This window comes from Nocardiopsis sp. CNR-923 (assembly GCF_001942255.1).
Classification (GTDB): domain Bacteria; phylum Actinomycetota; class Actinomycetes; order Streptosporangiales; family Streptosporangiaceae; genus Nocardiopsis.
Genome location: NZ_MKKC01000075.1, coordinates 43,785 through 64,417, shown reverse-complemented (window position 1 = coordinate 64,417; position 20,633 = coordinate 43,785). Strand labels below are relative to the sequence as shown.

The following is a 20,633-nucleotide window of genomic DNA, read 5'->3' as shown; positions in this document are numbered from 1 at the left end:
CCCGCCACCTCCGCGCCGCTCGGCTGGTGCTCGGCGCACGCAGCGGCGACAAGGGCGCCGACGCCAACCTCGGCGTGTGGGCGCGCACCGACGAGGGCTGGCGGTGGCTCGTCCACACCCTGACCGTCGACCTCCTGCGCCGACTGCTCCCCGAGACCGCCGACCTCACGGTCACCCGCCACCAGCTGCCGAACCTGCGCGCGGTGAACTTCTGGATCGAGGGCCTGCTCGCCCCCGGCACCGCGCGACGCGAGGGCCTGGACCCCCAGGCAAAGGGACTGGGGGAGTGGCTGCGGGCCCAGCGGGTGCCCATCCCCGAGCGGCTGCTGGAGGAGGCGGCGCGCCCATGAGTTGCCGCCCCTCACCCGCGGCCCCCGGCCGGCGCCGTGCGGCCACGGTGCTGCCCACCCGGCTGGACACCGCCGCGCCCGCCTATGCCCAGGCCCGCGACGCGATGCTCGCCGCACTCGACGAGATCGACGCCGAGCACGCCAAGGCCGTGGCCGGCGGCGGTCGGCGCTACGTCGAACGGCACCGGGCGCGCGGCGGCCTGCTCGCCCGTGAGCGGATCGAACTCCTCCTGGACGAGGGCAGCCCCTTCCTCGAACTCTCGCCCCTGGCCGCATGGGGCAGCGACTTCCAGGTCGGGGCCAGCGTCGTCACGGGCGTCGGCGTCGTGTCCGGCGTCGAGTGCGTCATCGTGGCCAACGACCCCACCGTGCGCGGCGGGTCCAGCAACCCGTGGACACTGCGCAAGTCCGCCCGCGCGGCCGAGATCGCCGAGCACAACCGCATGCCGCTGATCAACCTCGTCGAGTCCGGCGGCGCCGACCTGCCCACACAGAAGGAGGTCTTCGTCCCCGGCGGACGCACCTTCCGCGACCTCACCCGTCTGTCCGCCGCCGGGGTGCCCACGATCGCCATCGTCTTCGGCAACTCCACCGGCGGGGGCGCCTACATTCCGGGCATGTGCGACCACGTCGTCATGGTCCGCGACCGTTCGAAGGTCTTCCTCGGTGGCCCGCCGCTGGTCAAGGCGGCCACCGGGGAGGAGAGCGACGACGAGTCCCTCGGCGGCGCCCGCATGCACGCCGAGGTCTCCGGTCTCGCCGACCACCTCGCCGAGGACGAGCGCGACGCCCTGCGCATCGGCCGCCGCGTCGTCGCCCGCCTCAACCGCCGCAAACCGGGCCCGGCCCCGACCGGGCCCGTCGTCGAGCCCCTCCATCCCGCGGAGGAACTGCTGGGCGTCATGCCGCCCGACCTCAAGGTCCCCGTCGACCCCCGCGAGGTCATCGCCCGGATCGTCGACGGCTCGGAGTTCGACGAGTTCAAGCCCGCCTACGGCTCCGGCCTGGTCACCGGCTGGGCCACCCTGCACGGCTACCCGGTCGGGATCCTCGCCAACGACAACGGGGTCCTGTTCAGCGCCGAGGCCCAGAAGGCCGCCCAGTTCATCCAGCTCGCCAACCGCGCGGACACGCCCCTGGTCTTCCTGCACAACACCACCGGCTACATGGTCGGCCGCGAGTACGAGCAGGGCGGCATCATCAAGCACGGCTCGATGATGATCAACGCCGTCTCCAACAGCACCGTGCCGCACCTGTCCGTGCTCATCGGCGCCTCCTACGGTGCCGGTCACTACGGGATGTGCGGCCGCGCCTACGACCCCCGGTTCCTGTTCGCCTGGCCCAGCGCCCGGTCGGCCGTCATGGGTCCGCGCCAACTCGCGCAGGTGCTGTCGATCGTCGCCCGCCAGTCCGCCGCCGCCAAGGGCCAGCCCTACGACGAGGACCAGGACGCCGCGATGCGCGAGATGGTCGAGCGCCAGATCGAGGCCGAGTCGCTGCCCCTCTTCCTGTCCGGCCGGTCTACGACGACGGCGTCATCGACCCCCGCGACACCCGCACCGTCCTGGGACTGTGCCTGTCCTTCGCGCACAACGCCCCCGTCCGGGGCTCCGACCGTTTCGGCGTCTTTCGGATGTGAACCCGGGCGAGGAAAGGAGAGACCCGACGTGCACCGCCCCCAACCGCCGCCCGCCGCCACCCCCGTGTCCACCCTCCTGGTCGCCAACCGAGGCGAGATCGCCCGCCGGGTCCTGCGCACCTGTCGCGCCCTCGGCGTCGCCACGGTCGCCGTCCACGCCGACACCCCGGCCGAGGCCGCCGCCGCGCACGTGGCCGAGGCCGACACCGCGGTCCGGCTCCCCGTCCCCGACGGGATCGGACCGGCCGCCGCCTACCTCGACCCCGGCGCCCTGGTCGACGCCGCACTGCCGCCGGCGCCGACGCCGTCCACCCCGGCTACGGGTTCCTGTCCGAGAGCGCAGAACTCGCCCGAGCGGTGGTCGACGCCGGACTCACCTGGGTCGGCCCGCCCCCGGAGGCCATCGCCGCGATGGGCTCCAAGACGCGCGCCAAGGACATCGCGCGTCAGGCGGGGGTCCCCGTCGCCGCCGCACTGGACCCCGATGAGGTCACCCCCGGCCACCTGCCCGTCCTGGTCAAGGCCGCCGCCGGGGGCGGCGGCCGCGGCATGCGCGTCGTCCGCGACCTCGCCGACCTGCCCGCGGCCGCGGCCTCCGCCCGCGCCGAGGCCGCCGCCGCGTTCGGCGACCCGACCGTGTTCTGCGAGCCCTACGTCGACCACGGCCGTCACGTCGAGGTGCAGATCCTCGCCGACGCCCACGGCACGGTGTGGGCCCTGGGCGAACGCGACTGCTCGGTCCAGCGCCGCCACCAGAAGGTCATCGAGGAGGCACCGGCCCCCGGACTCCCCGACGACCTGCGCGCACGTTTGCACGAGGCCGCCCGTGCCATGGCGGGCGCGATCGGCTACGTCGGCGCCGGAACCGCCGAGTTCCTCGTCCCCGTCCGTGACGACGGCCCCGGTGACCCGGTCTTCCTGGAGATGAACACGCGCCTGCAGGTCGAACACCCCGTCACCGAGTGCGTCACCGGGCTCGACCTGGTCGAGTGGCAGATCCGCGTCGCCGAGGGCGAGCCCCTGCCCGGCTCCGGCCCGCCCGCTCCGCGCGGCCACGCGATCGAGGCCCGCCTGTACGCCGAGGACCCGGGCCGGGACTGGCGGCCCCGGACCGGCACGCTGCGCACCTTCGACGTGCCCGCCGCGACCGCCGCCTTCGCCCCGATCACCGCGCCCGGCGTGCGTCTGGACAGCGGTGTCGAGCCGGGCGACACCGTCGGCGCGGACTTCGACCCCCTCCTCGCCAAGGTGATCGCGTTCGGCCGTGACCGCCGGGACGCCCTGCGCCGCCTGTCCGCCGCCCTGGCCACCGCCCGCGTGCACGGTGTGGGAACCAACCGCGACCTGCTCGTGCGCACCCTGCGCCACCCCGCCTTCGCCGACGCCGACCACCCCGATCCCGCCCGGCGGGCGCACCTGACCACCGGCCTGTTGGGCGGGGACAGGCTCAGCGCTCTCGCCCGACCGCTCGCGGACACCGACACCGCGCGTCTGGCGGCTCTGGCCGCCAGCCTGTCCGACGCCGAGGCCGCCCGCGCCGCGACCCCCGTTCCCGTGGGTGTCCCCGCCAACTGGCGCAACGTCCCCTCCGCCGCCCACACCCGGCGGCACCTGCGCGCCGGGGCGGACGGCGCCCGATCACCATCTCCTACCGGACGGCGCGCGGCGGCTACGCGACCGACGAACCCGGCGTGCGCGTCCTGTCCGCCGCCCCGGACCTGGTGGTGCTGGAGGTCGACGGCCTGCGCCGACCGTTCGCCGTCCACCGGGCCGACGGCGACCCCGACATCCACGTCGAGTCCTCCCTCGGATCGGTCACCCTCACCGCCGTCGACCCCCTGCCGGCCCCCGAGGCCGCCGTCGACCCGGGGGCGCTGCCCGCGCCGATGCCGGGCACGGTCACCGCCGTGGACGTGGCCGTGGGCGACCGGGTCCGCGCGGGACAGACCCTGCTGCGTCTGGAAGCCATGAAGATGGAGCACCGCGTCACCGCTCCCGCCGCCGGTGCCGTCCGGGACCTCCCGGTCGCGACGGGACAGCGGGTGCCCGCCGGGGCGCCCCTCGCCGTACTCGACTACCAGCACGAAGGGACGCACACGTGACCGGGGCCATGATCTTCGACGAACCGTCCGAACGCCGCGAACTGCGCGCCGCCGTCGCCGCGCTCGCCGAGAAGTACGGGTCTGACTACTACAGATCCCGTGCCCGGGAGGGCGCCTACCTCACCGAACTGTGGGAGGAGGCGGGCCGCCTCGGATACCTGGGCGTCAACATCCCCGAGGAGTACGGGGGCGGAGGCGGGGGCATCGGCGACCTGGCCGCCGTCCTGGAGGAGTTCAGCGCCGCGGGGTGTCCCACCCTGATGATGGTGGTCTCGCCGGCCATCTGCGGCACCGTCCTGTCCCGCTTCGGCACCCCGGTCCAGCGCGACCGGTGGCTGCCCGGCCTGGCCACCGGCGAGGCGATCATGGCCTTCGCCATCACCGAACCCGACGCCGGGTCCAACTCCCACCGCATCACCACCACCGCCCGCCGCGACGGCGACGGTTGGGTGCTCAACGGTCGCAAGACCTACATCTCCGGCGTCGACGTGGCCGACGCGGTGCTGGTCGTCGGCCGGATCGAGGACGAGGCGACCGGCCGCCTGAGCGCGGCGCTGTTCGTCGTGCCCACCGACACCTCGGGTTTTGAGGCGCGCCCGATCGAGATGGACCTGGTCAGCCCCGACCACCAGTTCCAGCTGTTCATGGACGACGTCCGGCTGCCCTCGGACGCGTTGGTCGGAGACCCCGAGGCGGGGCTGCTCCAGTTGTTCGCCGGTCTCAACCCCGAGCGGATCATGGCGGCGTCGCTGGCCACCGGGAGCGCCCTGCACGCCCTGGGCAGGGCGGTCGCCTACGCCAAGGAGCGCGCGGTCTGGCGGGACACGCCCATCGGGGCCCACCAGGGGCTGGCGCATCCGCTCGCGCAGGTCAAGATCGAGACGGAGCAGGCCCGGTTGATGACCCAGCACGCCGCGCTCCGCTACGATTCCGGCGACGACGCGGGGGCGGGCGAGGCGGCCAACATGGCCAAGTACGCCGCCGCCGAGGCGTGCGTGCGATCGGTCGACCAGGCCGTCCAGACCCTCGGCGGGAACGGCCTGGCCAGCGAGTACGGCCTGGGAGCGGCCGTCCTCACCGCACGCCTGGCCCGGATCGCCCCGGTCAGCCGGGAGATGGTGCTCAACTACGTGGCACAGCAGTCCCTCGGCCTGCCCAAGTCGTACTGACCGGACCGATGGTGCGCGCCGTTCCCCGTCCGGGGCACGGCGCGCACACCGCAGTGGAGGGGCGCGACGTGGGCACCGAGCTCGACCGGGAGCCGCGACAGGAACGCAGCAGGGCCACCCGCGCCCGACTGCTGGACGCGGCCGTGCGCTGCCTGGCCGAGCGAGGAGTGGCGGGGGCGACGGTCGGTGCGGTAGCCGAGGCGGCCGGGGTGTCCCGAGGCGCCGCCCAGCACCACTTCCCCACCCGCGACGATCTCTTCCTGGCCGCGCTGGACCGGATGGTCGACAGCCGTGGCGAGGAGCTGCGGCGGGGCGCGACGGCGGTTCCCGAGGGGCCCGGGCGCACGGAGGCGGTCGTCCAGACGGTGGTGGACGCCTTCAGCGGCGAGGACTTCCACGCCGCCCTCCAGCTGTGGACCGGGGCGGCCAGCGACCCCGCGCTGCGTGACCGCGTGATTCCGATGGAGGAACGGGTGGGACGCCAGATCCACCGCGCGGCGGTCGAGCTCCTGGGGGCGGACGAGTCGGTTCCCGGGGTGCGGGAGGCCGTCCAGGCGACCCTGGACCTGGCGCGCGGACTGGGTCTGGCCAACCTGCTCAGCGACGACAGGGCACGTCGGAGCGGGATCGTGCGTCAGTGGGCGCGGATGCTCGACCAGGCTCTGGGGCGGAGCCACGGGTGAGCACCCGGCTCCGCGCGGCGTGCGCGCGTCCACGGGTGTCTATGATCGGAACCGGTCGGGCTCGGCCCGGCCCTGGGATGAACGCGGACGAGACCGGACGGACGGTGTGACGGTGGGTGCGGAATCGGGCCGGGACCTGCCCGGCCTCGCCAGGCAGGCGTTGGACGCGTTCACGGAGAGCTCGGCGCGGGGCAGGGACCGCGACGCCCTGATGGACGCCGCGTTCGCCGCGCTCTTCGAGCTGTACCGGGCGACCACACCGGGCGAACGGAGCTCCCCGGCGGGGCGGAACTTCAACGCGACCCTGGCCGAGCTGCTGGTCAGCGGGAACAACCCCGCCCGGCTCAGTCTCTACGTGGTGCGCACCCAGACCGCCGCCGAGAACGGTCGGCACGAGGGGTACCGGCCCGCCTGCTGGCGGCGGTCGATGCTCCAGATCCTCGGTGACGCGTTCGTCCCCTGGGACCGGTTCCTGAGGCCCGTCGATCTGGAGGCCGTCCCGCGCATCGACGACGCCCTGGCCGCGGTGGCGGCCGACGCCAGCTCGCCCAGCGGCGAGGAGGTGCCCGCGTGGGTGCCGGAGTCGCACTGGTGGTGGTGGGAACCGGCCCGCCAGGCCGACGGCGCCGCCGCGGACAGCGGGCCCCTCGACGCAGTCGGGAGCGAGTAGCCCCGCCGGGCGAAGCGCGCCGTTCGTCAGGTCCGGGGAACGGGCGGCCGATGTGCGATCGCCGGTCGCGCGCGATGACGTCCCGGTACCAGCCGAACGGGCTCTCGGTCCGGCGTGCGGTCGCGTGGTCCGCGCGCGCCAACCCGAAGCCGAAGGTGTCGCCCAGCCGAACCTGACGTGAGTCCTCCTCATGTCAGGGGTCTTCCGGGTGTCGCGGAAGCCCCAGTGCGCGGGCCTCGGGCATCCCGGAGCCGCCTCAGTAGTCAAGTTTGACTAGATGTACTCGTGCGGCCTACGCTCGCTGAGTAGTCAAACTTGATCAATTGGGGGTCGGGTCATGGTCGGACGCGTCGGGACGACGGGGGACGAGTACGTGGGCACGTCGCCCACCGAGCGCGAGCAAGGCCCCGAGCGGCGGTCGACGGGCGTGCGCGCCAACGAGAGGGTCGTCCCGGTGCTGCACTGTTTCGATCCTGAGGCGACGATCGAGTTCTTCCGCGCGATCGGCTTCGAGGTCACCCACGACCAGCGCAGGCCCTACCTCTACCTCGCGTTGCGCTGGAGCGGCTTCGACCTGCACTTCGGCCGCCCGCCGAAGGGCCTGGACCCCGCGATGGAGCACACCGGCGGGTGCCTGGTCATGGTCGACGACGTCGCCGCCTACCACGCCGCCGTCACCCAGGGCATGCGCCGGACCTACGGCAGGGTCCTTGGTCGCGGTCTCCCCCGCGTCACCCGGTACCGGCCCGGCGCGAGCCGCTTCACCCTGATGGATCCCTCCGGCAACTCCATCATCGTCATCCAGCGCGACGAGCCGGAGGAGCTGGAGTACGGCGGCTCCAAGGATCTGCCGCCGCTCGCTCGGGCCCTGGACAGCGCCCGGATCCTGCGCGACTTCAAGACCGACGATCTGTCGGCGTCCCGGCAGATCAAGTCGGCCCTGCGCAGACACGGGGACCGGGCCACCGACGTGCAGCGCGCCACGGCTCTGGCGATGCTGGTCGAATTGTCCACCGCGCTGGGCGAGCACGAGGACGCGGCGGACTGGCTCGGCCGACTGCGCGGCACCGCCCTCACCGAGGAGGAGCGCCGCGTGGTCGAGGCGGAGTTGCGCAATGCGGATGACCTGCGCCTCTGGCTGGACGGGGGAGCGGGCGGGCCGGACGACGGAACGGTCGGCAGTCCCTGACGGTCGCTCCGGTCCCGGCGGCCCCTGCCCCGGCCGGTTACGCGTCCCCGGCCAGCAGCCCCTCGAACGGCGCGCCGCCCTCGCCCGCGAAGGCGTGCGCGCCGCCCTCGATCCGCCGGATCAGCGCACGGGTCCACTCGGCGTCGGACTCCGCCGTGTGCGTCCACAGGTCCATGATCTCGCCGATGTGGCCGTCCCCCTCGGGCCCCCGCTCCGGGTCGTAGTGGTCGAGCACGCCCGCACGCCACGACTCCAGGCCGCAGACGCGTCGGCGCAGCAGCCCGAGGACCTCCTCGCGCGGCAGGTCCACCATGAACCCGAGCGCCGCGGACAGCGCGTCCAGCCGTTGGTCGTGGCTGGACAGCGCCGCGCGCAACAGGGACAAATACTCCTGTGTCCCCCGCTCGGTCATCCCGTACTCAGTGCGCGGCGGCCCGCCGGCGGTGGACGGCGCGACCTCGTGCGCGACCAGCAGTCCCTGCCGGGCCAACTGCTTGAGCGCGTGGTAGACCGACCCGGGTTTGGCCGTGGACCACTCGTGCGCGCCCCAGTGCTCCAGGTCGGCGCGCACCTGGTACCCGTGCGCGCGGCCGTGCAGCCGGACCGCGCCCAACACCAGCAGTCTGATCGCCGACACCGTTCAGTCCCGGGCCGGCGCGGCGTCGCCCTGGCGCGCGTGCTCGGCTCCCAGGGCGATCGGCGCGCCCAGCCAGGCGTCGCGTAGACCGAAGGCGTTCACCAGTGTCACCGCGTAGGGGCGCAACCCCCGGCACAGTTCGTTGACCGCCTGGCTGACCGCCTTGGCCCGGGTCGCGGACAGGCGCTCGTGTTCGAGGAACCAGGCGCGCTCCTCCTCGACGACCGACAGCACGTACAGGTCGCACACCCGGTTGAGCAGCTTGGCGGTCGCCTGGTCGCCGCAGCGGTCGATCCCCGCCACGAACGCCTCCAGCACCACCCGGTCCATGTGCGCCCGTCCCGCCGTCAAGACGTGGTCCTGGGCCCGGTTGAACACCTCGAAGGCGTCGCCGCCGTCCCGCCGCGCCCTGCGCAGCCGCCGGGCCAACCCCTCGACCACGTGCTTCTCCCGGTCCTCCAGCAGCTCCAGCTGCCAGCCCCGGTTGTACAGGTCGGCCTCCTCGCCGCGCCCGGGCGCGGCGGCGATCAGCCGGTCGATCAGCGGCTTGGCCGCCGTGCGCTCGATGACGCCCTCGAACACCCGGCCCGCCATGAACCGCACGAGGCCCAGTTGGTCCAGGTCGCCGAAGGACTCCCGGAAGTCGGTCAGCAGACCCTTGGTGAGCTGCTGGAGCAGGACCGTGTTGTCGCCCTCGAACGTGGTGAAGACGTCGGAGTCGGCCTTGAGCTGGGGGATGCGGTTCTCCGCCAGGTATCCGGCACCGCCGCACGCCTCACGGCAGGTCTGGATGGTGCGGGTCGCGTGCCAGGTGGCCACCGCCTTGATCCCGGCGGCCCGCGACTCCAGTTCGCGCTGGGCGTGCTCGTCGCGCTCGGTGGCGCGGGACAGCTCGCTCAGGCGGGTGACCAGCTCCTCATGGGCGAAGTGCAGCGCGTAGGTGCGCGCCAGCGCGGGCAGGAGCTTGCGCTGGTGGGCGAGGTAGTCCAGGATGCGGACCTCGTGCTCGGGCTCGCCGTCGGAGGCGGGCCGGATGAACTGGCGCCGGGTGTCGGCGTAGCGCGTGGCGATGGTCAGGGCCGCCTTGGTCGCCGAGCCCGCGGTGCCGGCCACACTGATGCGGCCCCGGACGAGGGTGCCGAGCATGGTGAAGAAGCGCCGGTTCTCGTTGTCGATCGGGCTGGAGTAGGCGCCGTCGGCGGCGACGTCCCCGTACCGGTTGAGCAGGCTGGTGCGCGGCACCCGCACCTGGTCGAACCACAGGCGGCCGTTGTCGACGCCGTTGAGCCCGGCCTTGACTCCGCAGTCCTCGATCCGCACGCCCGTCGCGGGTGAGCCGTCCCCGTCGCGGATCGGCACCATGAGGGCGTGCACGCCGTGCTCCGTGCCGCCGGTGCTCAGTTGGGCGAAGACCACGGCCACGCGGCCGTCGCGGGCGGCGTTGCCGATGTAGTCCTTGCGCGCCGACTCGTCGGGGGTGTGGACCACGAACTCCTCGGTCGCGGGGTCGTAGGTGGCGGTGGTGCGCAGGTGCTGCACGTCGGAGCCGTGGCCGGTCTCGGTCATCGCGAAGCAGCCGGGGAGGTCGACGCTCAGCACGTCGGCCAGGTACTCGGCGTGGTGGCGCTCGGTGCCCAGCGCGCGGATCGCCCCGCCGAACAGTCCCCACTGCACGCCCGCCTTCACCATGAGGGACATGTCGGCGACGAGCATCTCGAAGGCGACGACCGAGGCGCCGACGTCGTCCCGGCCGCCGACGGACTCCGGGAACCCGTAGGCCGGGATCTCGGTCCTGGCGAGCGCCTTGAGCTGGGTCAGGACGCGGGCGCGGTGCGCGTCCACGGACAGGCCGTGGACCGGGGCGAACTCCTCGCCCTGGAGGAGGTCGCGGGCGCGTTCGCGGGCCCACGCCCAACGTCCGTCCAGCAGGCCGCGCAGTTCGGCCTCGTCCACGCGCAGTGCCCGGTCGCTCATGTCTCTCCCTGGTGGTGCTCGACGGCGCGGCCACTTTCGTACCACTGCCGGACACGGGAGTGTCGGGAACACGCCGTGACCACGGGTGTGGCGGCTCCCACGGTGGGCGGGGGAGGCAAGCACGCGCCGAGGGGTGGTCAGACGGCGGCGGTCTCCGGGACCGCCTCGTGCACACGGCGCAGGAGGTCGTCCAGGGACAGGTCGAGCGCCGTGGCCACGGCGGCCACGGTGAAGAAGGCCGGGGTGGGGATCCGACCGCCCTCGATCTTGCGCAGGGTCTCCACCGAGATCCCGGCCTGACGTGCGACGTCGACCATCGTCCTGTCGCCGCGGGCACTCCGCAGCAGGGATCCGAGCAGGCGGCCCCGCTCGATCTGGTCGGCGCTCAACGGTTCACGAACCATGCCTGGAGTCTAGGACGTGTGCCACGGACACTCGCCCCGCCGCGCGACGGGCGGCAGCCACGGCACACGCCCCAGCGCCCGTGTCAGGTACAATCATACCGGTAGGGCTGGTGGGAACCCGGGTGGGGGAGACCCCGTGGTCGAATTCAGGCCCCCCAGGGGATCGCCCGCACGAGCGCGACCGGCCGTCTCCGGGGCGACGGCGACCTGGTGCTGGTCGTCGTCGAGGTAGGTCCGGTGGCCCTCACCGCGCGGTGGCCGCCGCCTCCCCCTCCAGATGGCCCTCGGTGATTCGCATCGTGTGGTGGGACAGGAGTGCTTTGCTGTCTTTCGCGGCCATGCGGAGGTTCCGCGACCTCAAGCTGAGTCGGGGTCAAGCCCTTCGGCTCCCCTGTGCCAGGCCCGGGACGGCCAGCTCCAGCGTGCCGTTCTCGGCGTCGATCCACGCGGGTACCCCCAACGGGACGGTCAGCTGGGCCGCGCAGTGCCCGAACTCCAGTCCCCACAGCACCGGCACCCCCAGCGGCGACAGCCGGTCGCGCATCAGGTCGGCGATCACCCCCAGGTCGGGCGGGCAGTCCGTCCACGTCCCGAGCGCCACCCCGGCCACCCCGTCCATCCACCCGGTGCGCAGCAGGTGGGTGAGCATCCTGTCGATCCGCGCCACGTCCTCCCCGACGTCCTCCAGCAGCAGGATCCCCCCGTCCGCAGACAGCCTGCTGTGGGGTGTGGCGAGCCCGTCGTTGAGCAGGCTCAGGTTCCCGCCGAAGGTCACCCCCCGCGCCCGTCCCGGCGCCAGCGCGTGCGCCCCCGCCGACGTCAGCACCGTCCGCTGCTCCGGCGAGAACAGGGTCGTGCGCAACTCGTGCTGGGCCACCTGATCGCCCACGAAGTACCGCGTCCCGACCACGGGACCGTGCACCGTCGCCACCCCCAGCTCGACGGCGAGGGCCTCGTGCAGCGCCGTGATGTCGCTGAACCCGACCAGCGCCTTGGGACGGCGTGGCGCATCGCCTCGAAGTCGAGCAGGTCCAGGGTGCGGTGCGCGCCGTCGCCGCCGCGCACACAGAACACCGCCGCCACGCCCGGGTCGCACCAGGCCTGCTGGAGGTCGGCGGCCCGCGCGGCGTCCGGACCGGCGAGGTAGGGCAGTCGGGGGTGGCGCTCGCGCACGTGCGCGCCGAACTCCACCCGCAGCCCCCAGCTACGCACGACCTCCGCCGCGGCCGCCAGCCGGGCGGGCGGCACCGGGCTGCACGGCGCCACCAGGCGGACCCGGTCCCCCTCGCGCAGCCGAGGCGGCCGGACCAGCTCCCGCACGCCCCGGGCGCTCCTCACGGCTCCGGTCACGGCCTCCCGGGCCCCGCGCACCTCGGTCATCGTCTTCCCCACCCGTCACCGTCCATGGTCGCCGCCGTCTCCGGTGGGACGTGCTCCGTCCACGCCCCGTTCCGGGGCGCGGTCCCGTCAGGACCGCAGGAACGCGTCCAGCACGCGCACCCCGGATCTCAGTCCCTCCAGAGGAACCCTCTCGTCCACTCCGTGCAGCAGACCCGGGTAGTCCATCCCCTCCGGCAGCCGCATGGGCGAGAACCCGTAGCAGTCGATGCCCAGCCGCGCGAACACCTTGGCGTCCGTGCCGCCCGCCATGCACACCGGGACCACGTGCGCTTCCGGGTCGTGCGCCACCAGCGCGGACCGCATCGCCGCCAGGGCGCGGGTGCCCAGGGGCGCGTCCACGGGGGGAGAGACGTGGTCGTAGGACCAGTCCACGCGGTCGCCGGTGAGCGCGTCCATCGTGCGTGCGAACTCCTCCTCGGCCCCCGGCAGGACCCGCCCGTCCACCCCGCCGACCGCCTCTCCCGGCACCACGTTGACCTTGTATCCGGCCGACAGTGTCGTGGGCGTCGCCGAGTTGCGCACCGTCGGGGCCACGAGCGGTGCGGCCGTGCCGAACCGGGCCACGAGGGCGTCGACCGCCTCGTTGGTGTCGGTGTCCCCCGGCACGCGCTCGACCTCCAGCGCGGCGGCGATCGCGTCGATCGCGGCGCGGGTCACCGGTGTCAGACGGAGGGGCCAGCGGTGGGCGTCGATCCGGGCCATCGCGGCGACCAGGGCGCCGACGGCGTTGTCCGCGGGCGGCCGGGAGCCGTGACCGGCCGTGCCGCGGGCGCGCAGGCTGAGCCAGGCGCTCCCGCGCTCGGCCGCGGCGACCGGGTAGAGGCGGACCGGACGGCCCGTGGCGGTGCGGGCGTGGACCGTGTGGCCCCCGCGCTCGCCGACCGCGAACCGGCAGCCCTCGAACAGGTGCGCGTGCTCGCGCACCAGCCAGTCGGCGCCGAAGGCGGCGCTGTCCTCCTCGTCGGCGACCAGGGCCAGCACGATGTCGCGTCTGGGGCGCAGTCCGCTGCGCGCCCAGTGGCGGACGACGGCCGCGGCCATGGCGACGGTGTTCTTCATGTCCACCGTCCCGCGACCCCACAGCGACGGGGCGCCGGTGACCGGGCAGTCGGCGATCTCTCCCCCGAAGGGCGGTACCGACCAGTCCTCGGCACGGGCGGGGACGACGTCCAGGTGGGCGTGGACCAGCAGGGCGGGGGCGTCGGGGTCGGTGCCGGGCACGCGCGCGACGACGTTGGACCGCCGCCGCGCGGGTTCCAGGAGCCGCGGAGTCAGTCCGGCGTCGGTCAGCGCCTCGGCGGCGAACTCGGCGGCGGCCCGTTCGTCGCCCTTCCCACCGCCGAGGTTGGTGGAGTCCCTGCGGACGAGTTCGCGGGCCAGGTGGACTGCGTCGTCCCCCGCCGCGGTGAGGTCGTACGTCGCGTCGGAAGGGTCGCCCACGGGTGCGGCCTCGCTCTCGACTGGGGTCGTTGGGGCCCGGTGATACGGGTGTGATCACGGTGACCCGCGCCACGGTCTCACCGTACACAGCCGCATCGGTCAGCGGCCCAGAAGACGCCCTTCGACGGCGCGGCCCGTCATCCGTAGTCCTCCTCCACCGCCCGCGCGGCGAGCGTGGTCACCGCCTTGAAACAGCGGATCATCTCGTAGGCGCTCGGCGAGGTGTAGCGGACCCGCAGCACACCCGTGCGCGTCACTCCGGGTACGACGTCGGCCGCCTGTGCCAGGTGGGCGGCGTCGAATTCCACCTCGACGGCGTGCGTCCGGGGCTCCTCGGGGTCGAGCCGTCCGGCGAGCACCATGGCGGCCCGGGCTCCGTCGCGGATGTCCCCGGCCGTGCGCGCCGGCGGGAGGCAGCGTGCCGCGTAGCGACTCACGTGCTCCTTGACCGTGACCGTGCGGGCGAACGGCGCGTAGCTCGCGGCGTCCCCGCACGCGCGGTCGTCGCCGGTGACGAGGATGACCGGGACGCCGTACTCGGCGGCGACGGCCGCGTTGAGCCGCCCCTCACTGGCGGGCTCGCCGTCCAGCCAGACCCCGGTCACCGCGTTGGGCAGGTAGGTGTGCGCGAGCACCCCGTCGTCCCCGGCGCCGCAGTGGTAGCCGAGGAAGACCACGCCGTCGCAGTCGCCGTGCTGGATTCCCTCGACCATCGACAGGTCCTTGTGGCGGCCGGTGATCATGCTGGCGCGTTCGTCCAGGCGCTCCAGGAGGAGGTTGCGCATCGTGGCGTGGGCCTCGTTGACCAGGACCTCGCTCGCTCCGCCCGCGAACAGGCCCGCGACCGCGGCGTTGACGTCGCCGGTGAACATCGCCCGGCAGCGCTGCCACTGCTCGGTTCCGGGCTCGACGTCGGCGGGCCAGGTGACGCCGGTGGCGCCCTCCATGTCGGCGGAGACGAGGATCCTCATGCGGCGACCCTAACCCTCCGGCCCCGGGATATCCACGGAGCGGGGGATCCGGCGCGACGCCGCGCACACGAAAGTGCCCTCCGCACCCGGGTTCCGGGTGTGGAGGCGCGCCCTGTGGTGCCGGGGAGCTCGGGACTCCCCGACACCAGGCTCACGATCCGGACGTAGGCGTCCGGTGCTCGCCGTCTGTCCGACTAGTCGAACCAGGGACGGTCGAAGCCGCGGTCGCAGCCTCGGTCGCCGCGGAAGCCGCCACCGAAGCCGAAGCCGAAGTGGTCGCGGTCGAACGCCGCGGAGCAGATGCTCTGCGAACCGGCGCCGAACGGGCCGGCGAAGGTGGCGTTGGCCTCGTAGAAGCTGTCGGCGAAGGCGGCGGCCGGCAGGCCGAGAGCCAGCGCCGGGGCGGCGACGACGGTGAGCAGAACTCGCGAGATGGACTTCGTCATGGGATCTCCCCCCTGTGTGTGGATCGGTGCGTTCGCTCCGGTCCCTTCCGACCGTTCCGCCGTGGTCCGGGTCGACGGAGGCTCCTTAGCCCCCGTACTTGTCTCCGTGGCCCCGGGACGGTCCGGCCGGTCCACTCTGTTGAGCGGCACGTTTATGAGGATGCGCAGATTGTGGCCGAATATGCGCGCTTTGTAACCGTATTGACGAAGTGTGCGGTGAGAAGTGGTGATTTGGGGCCTGAAGTGTCGGTGGGGTGACAGCTCGACGGCCGTTTCTCTGGGGGCGGGGAGTGCTTCACGGGGGTCGGACGCGTGAAAGGCGCCGGGGAGGCTGTGCTCCCCGGCGCCAGGCTCGCGATCCGGATGGCGTCCGGCGCTCGCCGCTGTCGTGATCTACCAGATCCAGGGGCCGACGCGGTCGTCACAGGGACCGCGGCCGAAGCCGCCGAATCCGCCGAATCCGCCGAAGCCGAAACCGAAGCCGTCGTTGATCGCGGCGGAACAGACGCTCTGCGAGCCGGCGCCGTACGGGCCGGCGAAGGTCGAGTTGGCCTCGTAGAAGCTGTTCGCGAACGCGGCGCTCGACAGACCCAGCACCATGGTCGGCGCGGCGACGGCGGTGATCAGGATTCGCGAGATGGTCTTCATCTGGGATCTCCTCCCTGTGTGTGGACCGGTGCCCTCGCACCGGCCGCTCCCGCTCGTTCGAGCGGCACGACTATGAGGATGCGCCAATCGTGTCCCGATATGCGCACTTTGTCACCGGATTGACCAAGTATGTGGCGGTATGGGGGTATTTGGGGTCTGAACTGTCGGAAAAGTGACAGCTCGACGCCGTTCCTCGGGCTCCCGGACACGGATCCGCGGCGTCCCGGACACGACGGCGCCCCGGGGCTCGGGGCACCCGGGGCACTCGTCGGACCGAGGCACGTCCTCGGGGACGCGCGGCGTGCCGGGGGGCGCCGGCGGTCGGCGGGCACACGGCCAGAGCCGTGCTGGGGCTCGCGCGGCCGGGCGCGTCCGTGGCCCACTCACCGGGGCGTGTGCCGTGGCCGCCGCGCGTAGGGAGCGGCGTGTCCGGTGCGGCTCGCGCAAGGCCGAAGAAGGAGTGAGGGCGGGGTCCTTGCGACTGGGGAGAACGCGGGGAGAGTCGTGCCGGGGCGTCGCGCAGCAGGGTATGGGTCCGCGGCCCGCCTAGGGAAGGGTGAGGATCTCCGCGCCGGAGTCGGTGATCACGAGCGTGTGCTCGAACTGGGCCGTCCACGACCGGTCGGCCGTCACCGCGGTCCACCCGTCGTCCCACATGTCGTACTCCACTCCGCCCAGCGTGATCATGGGCTCGATGGTGAAGGTCATGCCCGGCACCATGACCGTGTCCGCGCGCGGGTCGTCGTAGTGCGGGATCACCAGGCCTGAGTGGAACTCCGGGCCCACCCCGTGACCGGTGAAGTCGCGGACCACGCCGTACCCGAAGCGCCTGGCGTAGGACTCGATGACCCGGCCGATGACGTTGATCCGGCGGCCCGGACGGCACGCCCTGATCGCGCGCGCGGTCGCTTCGCGGGTCCGCTCCACCAGCAGCCGGTTCTCCTCGGACACGTCCCCCGCCAGGAACGTGGCGTTGGTGTCGCCGTGCACGCCGTCCTTGTAGGCGGTGATGTCGATGTTGACGATGTCGCCGTCGGAGATCACGGTGTCGTCGGGGATTCCGTGGCAGATGACCTCGTTGAGCGAGGAGCACAGCGACTTCGGGTAGCCCTTGTAGCCGAGGGTGCTGGGGTAGGCGCCGTGGTCGAGCAGGAACTCGTGGCCGATCCGGTCGAGCTCGTCCGTGGTCACCCCCGGCTGCACGTGCTTGCCGACCTCCTGGAGCGCCCGGGCGGCGATCCGTCCCGTCTCGCGCATCCGCTCGATGGTCTCGGGCGTCTGCACGTCCCCCAGGACACCTTCGACCGGGTGCTTCCGTCCGACGTACTCCGGCCGGACGATGTGGGAGGGAACCGAACGTTGTGGCGAGATGCGCCCAGGAACCAGCGGAGGAGTCATGGGCACAGATTGTAGTTCGTGCCCACCACCGTCCGAGTTCGGCGATCCGGTGCCCACGGGTGTGAGGGGTGCCCCGCGACGGGTAGGTGCGGGGCACGGACGACGGGAGGCGGGTGACGGTGAGCAAACCGCACACGGGTGACTGGTGGTACTGCCTGAAGCACATGCGCGTCGAACAGGGGGCGGGCTGTCCCAACCGGGAGCGCATGGGGCCCTACGAGGACGAGACCACGGCGGCACGGGCGCTCGCCATCGCGGCCGAGCGCAACGAGGAGTGGGAGGACGGGGAGGACCGCTGAGAGGGGCGGGGTCGCGCGTGCCCGGCCGCGCCCACCTCTGGCAGGATCGGCGCGTGACCCCCGCCGCGCACGGCGGGGGAGCGTCGCGGCGTGCGCCGCGACGCCCAGGCCCGACACCGACCGCCCCGTCCGGGAGGAAACCCCATGACCGAACCGACCACGCCAGAGGGCGCCGACATCGCGGACAGGACGGTCTCCGTCCTCGGTGGCACGGGTGACCAGGGGCGGGGGCTGGCCCGCCGGTTCGCCCTGGCCGGGCACACCGTCCTCATCGGCTCCCGCAGCGCCGAGCGGGCCGCGACCGCCGCCGCCGAACTCGTCGCGGCGGAGAAGAGGGAGATCGACGTCAGCGGCCTGTCCAACGCCGAGGCCGCCGCGGCCGGCGACATCGTCATCGTCGCCGTGCCGTGGGCCGGACACCGCGAACTGCTGGTCGGCCTGGCGGACGTCCTGGCGGGCAAGATCGTCGTGGACTGCGTGAACCCGCTCGGTTTCGACAGGCGCGGCCCCTACGCGCTGGAGGTCCGCGAGGGCAGCGCCGCCCAGCAGGCCGCCGACGTGCTGCCGGACAGCCGGGTGACCGCCGCCTTCCACCATGTGTCCGCGGTGGTCCTGCTCGACCCGGACGTGGACACCGTCGACCTCGACGTGCTGGTGCTGGGCGAGGACCGCACGGCCACCGACGAGGTGCGGGCCCTGGCCGAGCGGATCCCCGGTGTGCGCGGTGTCTTCGGCGGCAGGCTGCGCAACGCCCACCAGGTCGAGGCGCTCACCGCCAACCTCATCGCGGTCAACCGCCGGTACAGGACGCACGCGGGCATTCGGATCACGGGGCTTTGACCGTCCCCTCCCCGAAGGGAGGCGATCGACGGGCTTCCTCCCGCCGTGGGACGTGCGAGGATCGCGGGTTCGACCCGACCGAACGCCCCACGGACGTTCGGTCGGGTCCGGACCCGACCGGCCGCGTGCGCGCGGCGGTCCGGCGGTGGGTCAGGACACCCAGCCCTTGACCTTGTCGACGAGCGCCGTCGGGTTCTCGCCGATCGGGGTCACGTTGAGCTGGGTCACGCCCGCCGCCCGGAACGCCTCCACGCGCTCGCGCACGTAGGACTCCGGACCGACCATGTTGGTCAACTCGACGAACTCGTCCGGCACCGCCGCGGCGGCCTCGTCCTTGCGCCCGTCCAGGTACAGGTCCTGGATCGTCTCCGCGGCCTCCTCGTAGCCGTACCGGCGCGCCAGGGTGTTGTAGAAGTTCCTGCCCTTGGCGCCCATGCCGCCCACGTACAGCGCGATCATCGGGCGCACGAAGTCGAGCAGCCGCTTGGTGTCCTCGCCCTCGCCGATGGCCAGCAGGCCTCCGGCCGCGATCTCCAGGTCTCCCAGGGAGGGGTCGCGCTTGGAGCGCCCCTTCACGAGGGCCTCCCCCCACACCTGCTCGGACTTCTCCGGGACGAACAGGTGGGGCAGCCAGCCGTCGGCGGTCTCCGCGGTCATCTGGACGTTCTTCTCACCCAACGCCGCGACGTAGATGGGGATGTCGGGGCGCACGGGGTGGTTGATGATCTTGAGGGGTTTGCCGAGCCCGATGCCCTCGGTCGCGGGGAGCGGGAGCTGGAAGACGGATCCGTCGTGGGTGAGGCGCTCCTCGCGCGCCCAGATCTTGCGGCAGATCTCGATCGTCTCGCGGGTGCGCGCCAGGGGCTTGGTGTAGGGGACGCCGTGCCATCCCTCGATCACCTGGGGGCCGCTCGCGCCCAGGCCGAGGATGGCGCGGCCCCCGGAGAGGTCGTCCAGTCCCGCGGCGGTCATCGCCACCAGGCTCGGCGTACGGGTGTACAGCGGAAGGATGGCCGACCCGATCGCCACCGTCTCGGTGCGGGCGGCGATGTAGCCCATGAGGGTGGGGCTGTCGAACCCGTAGGCCTCTGCCACCCACACGGTGTCCAGGCCGGCCTTCTCCAGTTCGACCACCTGTTCCACGGCGGCCTTGGGCTCGCCCGCGTACTGGAGCGGCATGGAAATGCGCATCTGTCCTCCCCGGAGGGCCGGTCCCCGGCCCGTGTCGGTGCTGGGTACGCAGCGACTGTACTACCGAGTACCGTTCGGAAAGCAGCCCGCCTCACACTCTGGAAGCGGGTCCGGGAAGGCATCGGACACGACACCGCCGGTCGGAGCGGGTGCACCGACCGGCGGATCGGATCGACCGGAGCCGAATCCGGCTCGGATCAGTTGGCGTAGGAGTGGCGTTCCTCGGGGAAGACGCCGCCCACGACCTCGTCGGCGAAGCCCGAGGCCGCCTCACGCAGCGTCTCGGCGAGGTTGGCGTAGGTCTTGACGAACTTGGCCACCTTCGGGCTGAGGCCGGCCATGTCCTGCCACACCAGCACCTGGGCGTCCGTGGACGGACCCGCGCCGATGCCGATGGTCGGGATGCTCAGCTGTTCGGTGATCTGGGCGGCCAGGTCGGAGGGCACGCACTCCAGCACGACCGAGAACGCGCCCGCCCGCTCCAGCTCCTTGGCGTCCTTGAGCAGAGTGGCGGCGGACTCCCCCCGTCCCTGGACCCGGTAGCCGCCGAGGGTGTTCACGGACTGGGGGGTCAGGCCGATGTGCCCCATGACCGGGATCCCGGCAGAGACCAGCAGTTCGACCTGGTGGGCCACCGCGTGGCCCCCCTCCAGTTTCACCGCCTGGGCGCGGCCCTCCTTCATGAACCGGGTCGCCGACTCCAGGGCCTGCTGGGGCGAGCCCTGGTAGGCGCCGAACGGCAGGTCTGCCACGACGAGGGCCCGCCGCGTGGAACGGGACACGGCCGCGGTCAGCGGCACCAGCTCGTCCATGGTCACCGGCAGCGTGGTGTCGTAGCCGTAGACGACGTTGGCGGCGGAGTCGCCGACGAGCAGGACGGGGATCCCCGCATCGTCGAAGATCCGGGAGGTGAGGGCGTCGTAGGCGGTCAGCATCGGCCAGCGCTCGCCGCGCCTCTTGGCCGCGGCCAGGTCGCGGACGGTGACGCGCCGACTGGTGACCCCGCCGTACAGGGTCTTGCCGTCAGAGGGGGGCTGGACTGAGGTGGTCATGATGTTCTTCCTCCGTGGTCTCGAAGCACCGTGTGGTGTCCCCGGACGTGTGGATGAGATCGTCCCGCGCGCACGCGGGGCAGCCCTGAGGGCCGGTGGGTCCCAGCGGGACCCCGCACGTGCGGAGCGG

The 20,633-nt window shown here is 73.0% G+C and carries 16 protein-coding genes and 4 pseudogenes; 9 read left to right on the top strand and 11 right to left on the bottom strand.

Translation table 11 applies throughout. The annotated features are described in order from the left end of the window. From BJF83_RS10490 to BJF83_RS10460, 7 genes and pseudogenes are all read left to right on the top strand, one after another. A pseudogene (locus tag BJF83_RS10490) lies at positions 1-350 on the top strand (exopolyphosphatase); the annotation flags it as partial. Further along, positions 347-1,989: pseudogene (locus BJF83_RS10485) on the top strand (acyl-CoA carboxylase subunit beta). The pseudogenes BJF83_RS10490 and BJF83_RS10485, both read left to right, overlap by 4 nt. A gap of 28 nt (positions 1,990-2,017) precedes the next feature. After that, a pseudogene (locus BJF83_RS10480) lies at positions 2,018-4,091 on the top strand (biotin carboxylase N-terminal domain-containing protein). Beyond that, positions 4,088-5,260, top strand: coding sequence for an acyl-CoA dehydrogenase family protein (locus BJF83_RS10475; RefSeq protein ID WP_075926133.1), 1,173 nt, complete (start codon positions 4,088-4,090; stop codon positions 5,258-5,260). Before BJF83_RS10480 ends, BJF83_RS10475 begins: the two are co-directional and overlap by 4 nt. A gap of 68 nt (positions 5,261-5,328) precedes the next feature. Further along, a complete protein-coding gene (locus BJF83_RS10470; RefSeq protein WP_075926132.1) occupies positions 5,329-5,943 on the top strand; it encodes a TetR/AcrR family transcriptional regulator in 615 nt (204 codons plus the stop codon). Between the two features lie 106 nt (positions 5,944-6,049). Then, positions 6,050-6,613, top strand: a complete 564-nt coding sequence (locus tag BJF83_RS10465) for a hypothetical protein (protein WP_075926131.1) — start codon at positions 6,050-6,052, stop codon at positions 6,611-6,613. Positions 6,614-6,950: 337 nt separating this feature from the next. After that, entirely contained in the window at positions 6,951-7,802 is an 852-nt protein-coding gene (locus BJF83_RS10460) for a glyoxalase (protein ID WP_262391458.1), read from the top strand. Between the two features lie 37 nt (positions 7,803-7,839). Here BJF83_RS10460 and BJF83_RS10455 read toward each other — a convergent pair whose 3' ends face one another. The 9 genes and pseudogenes from BJF83_RS10455 to map form a co-directional block, all read right to left on the bottom strand. Continuing rightward, positions 7,840-8,439, bottom strand: coding sequence for a PadR family transcriptional regulator (locus tag BJF83_RS10455; protein WP_075926130.1), 600 nt, complete (start codon positions 8,437-8,439; stop codon positions 7,840-7,842). A 3-nt stretch (positions 8,440-8,442) separates the two neighbouring features. Continuing rightward, positions 8,443-10,413, bottom strand: coding sequence for an acyl-CoA dehydrogenase (locus BJF83_RS10450; protein ID WP_075926129.1), 1,971 nt, complete (start codon positions 10,411-10,413; stop codon positions 8,443-8,445). A 137-nt stretch (positions 10,414-10,550) separates the two neighbouring features. Then, a complete protein-coding gene (locus BJF83_RS10445) occupies positions 10,551-10,817 on the bottom strand; it encodes a helix-turn-helix domain-containing protein (RefSeq protein ID WP_075926128.1) in 267 nt (88 codons plus the stop codon). A gap of 373 nt (positions 10,818-11,190) precedes the next feature. Further along, a pseudogene (locus BJF83_RS10440) lies at positions 11,191-12,197 on the bottom strand (LD-carboxypeptidase). 87 nt (positions 12,198-12,284) lie between these two features. Continuing rightward, positions 12,285-13,658 (bottom strand): M20/M25/M40 family metallo-hydrolase, encoded by a 1,374-nt coding sequence (locus tag BJF83_RS10435; protein WP_075926127.1) that lies wholly within the window; start codon positions 13,656-13,658, stop codon positions 12,285-12,287. A 137-nt stretch (positions 13,659-13,795) separates the two neighbouring features. Continuing rightward, the gene (locus BJF83_RS10430; protein WP_075926126.1) at positions 13,796-14,629 is read right to left on the bottom strand and encodes a M55 family metallopeptidase; all 834 of its coding nucleotides are present in this window, start codon (positions 14,627-14,629) and stop codon (positions 13,796-13,798) included. 194 nt (positions 14,630-14,823) lie between these two features. Beyond that, on the bottom strand, positions 14,824-15,075 hold the full coding sequence (locus tag BJF83_RS10425) for a hypothetical protein (RefSeq protein WP_075926125.1): 252 nt from the start codon (positions 15,073-15,075) through the stop codon (positions 14,824-14,826). A gap of 393 nt (positions 15,076-15,468) precedes the next feature. Continuing rightward, complete coding sequence (locus tag BJF83_RS10420) at positions 15,469-15,723, bottom strand: hypothetical protein (protein ID WP_075926124.1); 255 nt, start codon at positions 15,721-15,723, stop codon at positions 15,469-15,471. 546 nt (positions 15,724-16,269) lie between these two features. Further along, on the bottom strand, positions 16,270-17,121 hold the full coding sequence (map, locus tag BJF83_RS10415; protein ID WP_075926123.1) for a type I methionyl aminopeptidase: 852 nt from the start codon (positions 17,119-17,121) through the stop codon (positions 16,270-16,272). A gap of 119 nt (positions 17,122-17,240) precedes the next feature. Here map and BJF83_RS10410 point away from each other — a divergent pair, with 119 nt between their 5' ends. Both BJF83_RS10410 and npdG read left to right on the top strand, forming a co-directional pair. Beyond that, positions 17,241-17,420 carry a hypothetical protein gene (locus tag BJF83_RS10410; RefSeq protein WP_143831847.1) on the top strand — a complete coding sequence of 60 codons (180 nt, stop codon included), beginning with the start codon at positions 17,241-17,243 and terminating at the stop codon, positions 17,418-17,420. A gap of 144 nt (positions 17,421-17,564) precedes the next feature. Continuing rightward, positions 17,565-18,260 carry an NADPH-dependent F420 reductase gene (gene npdG, locus BJF83_RS10405; RefSeq protein WP_075926121.1) on the top strand — a complete coding sequence of 232 codons (696 nt, stop codon included), beginning with the start codon at positions 17,565-17,567 and terminating at the stop codon, positions 18,258-18,260. A gap of 150 nt (positions 18,261-18,410) precedes the next feature. Here npdG and BJF83_RS10400 read toward each other — a convergent pair whose 3' ends face one another. Beyond that, positions 18,411-19,451: an LLM class F420-dependent oxidoreductase gene (locus BJF83_RS10400; RefSeq protein WP_075926120.1), complete on the bottom strand. Its 1,041-nt coding sequence runs from the start codon at positions 19,449-19,451 to the stop codon at positions 18,411-18,413. A gap of 197 nt (positions 19,452-19,648) precedes the next feature. Further along, positions 19,649-20,503 (bottom strand): 3-methyl-2-oxobutanoate hydroxymethyltransferase, encoded by an 855-nt coding sequence (gene panB / locus BJF83_RS10395; protein ID WP_075926119.1) that lies wholly within the window; start codon positions 20,501-20,503, stop codon positions 19,649-19,651. Between the last annotated feature and the right edge of the window lie 130 nt (positions 20,504-20,633).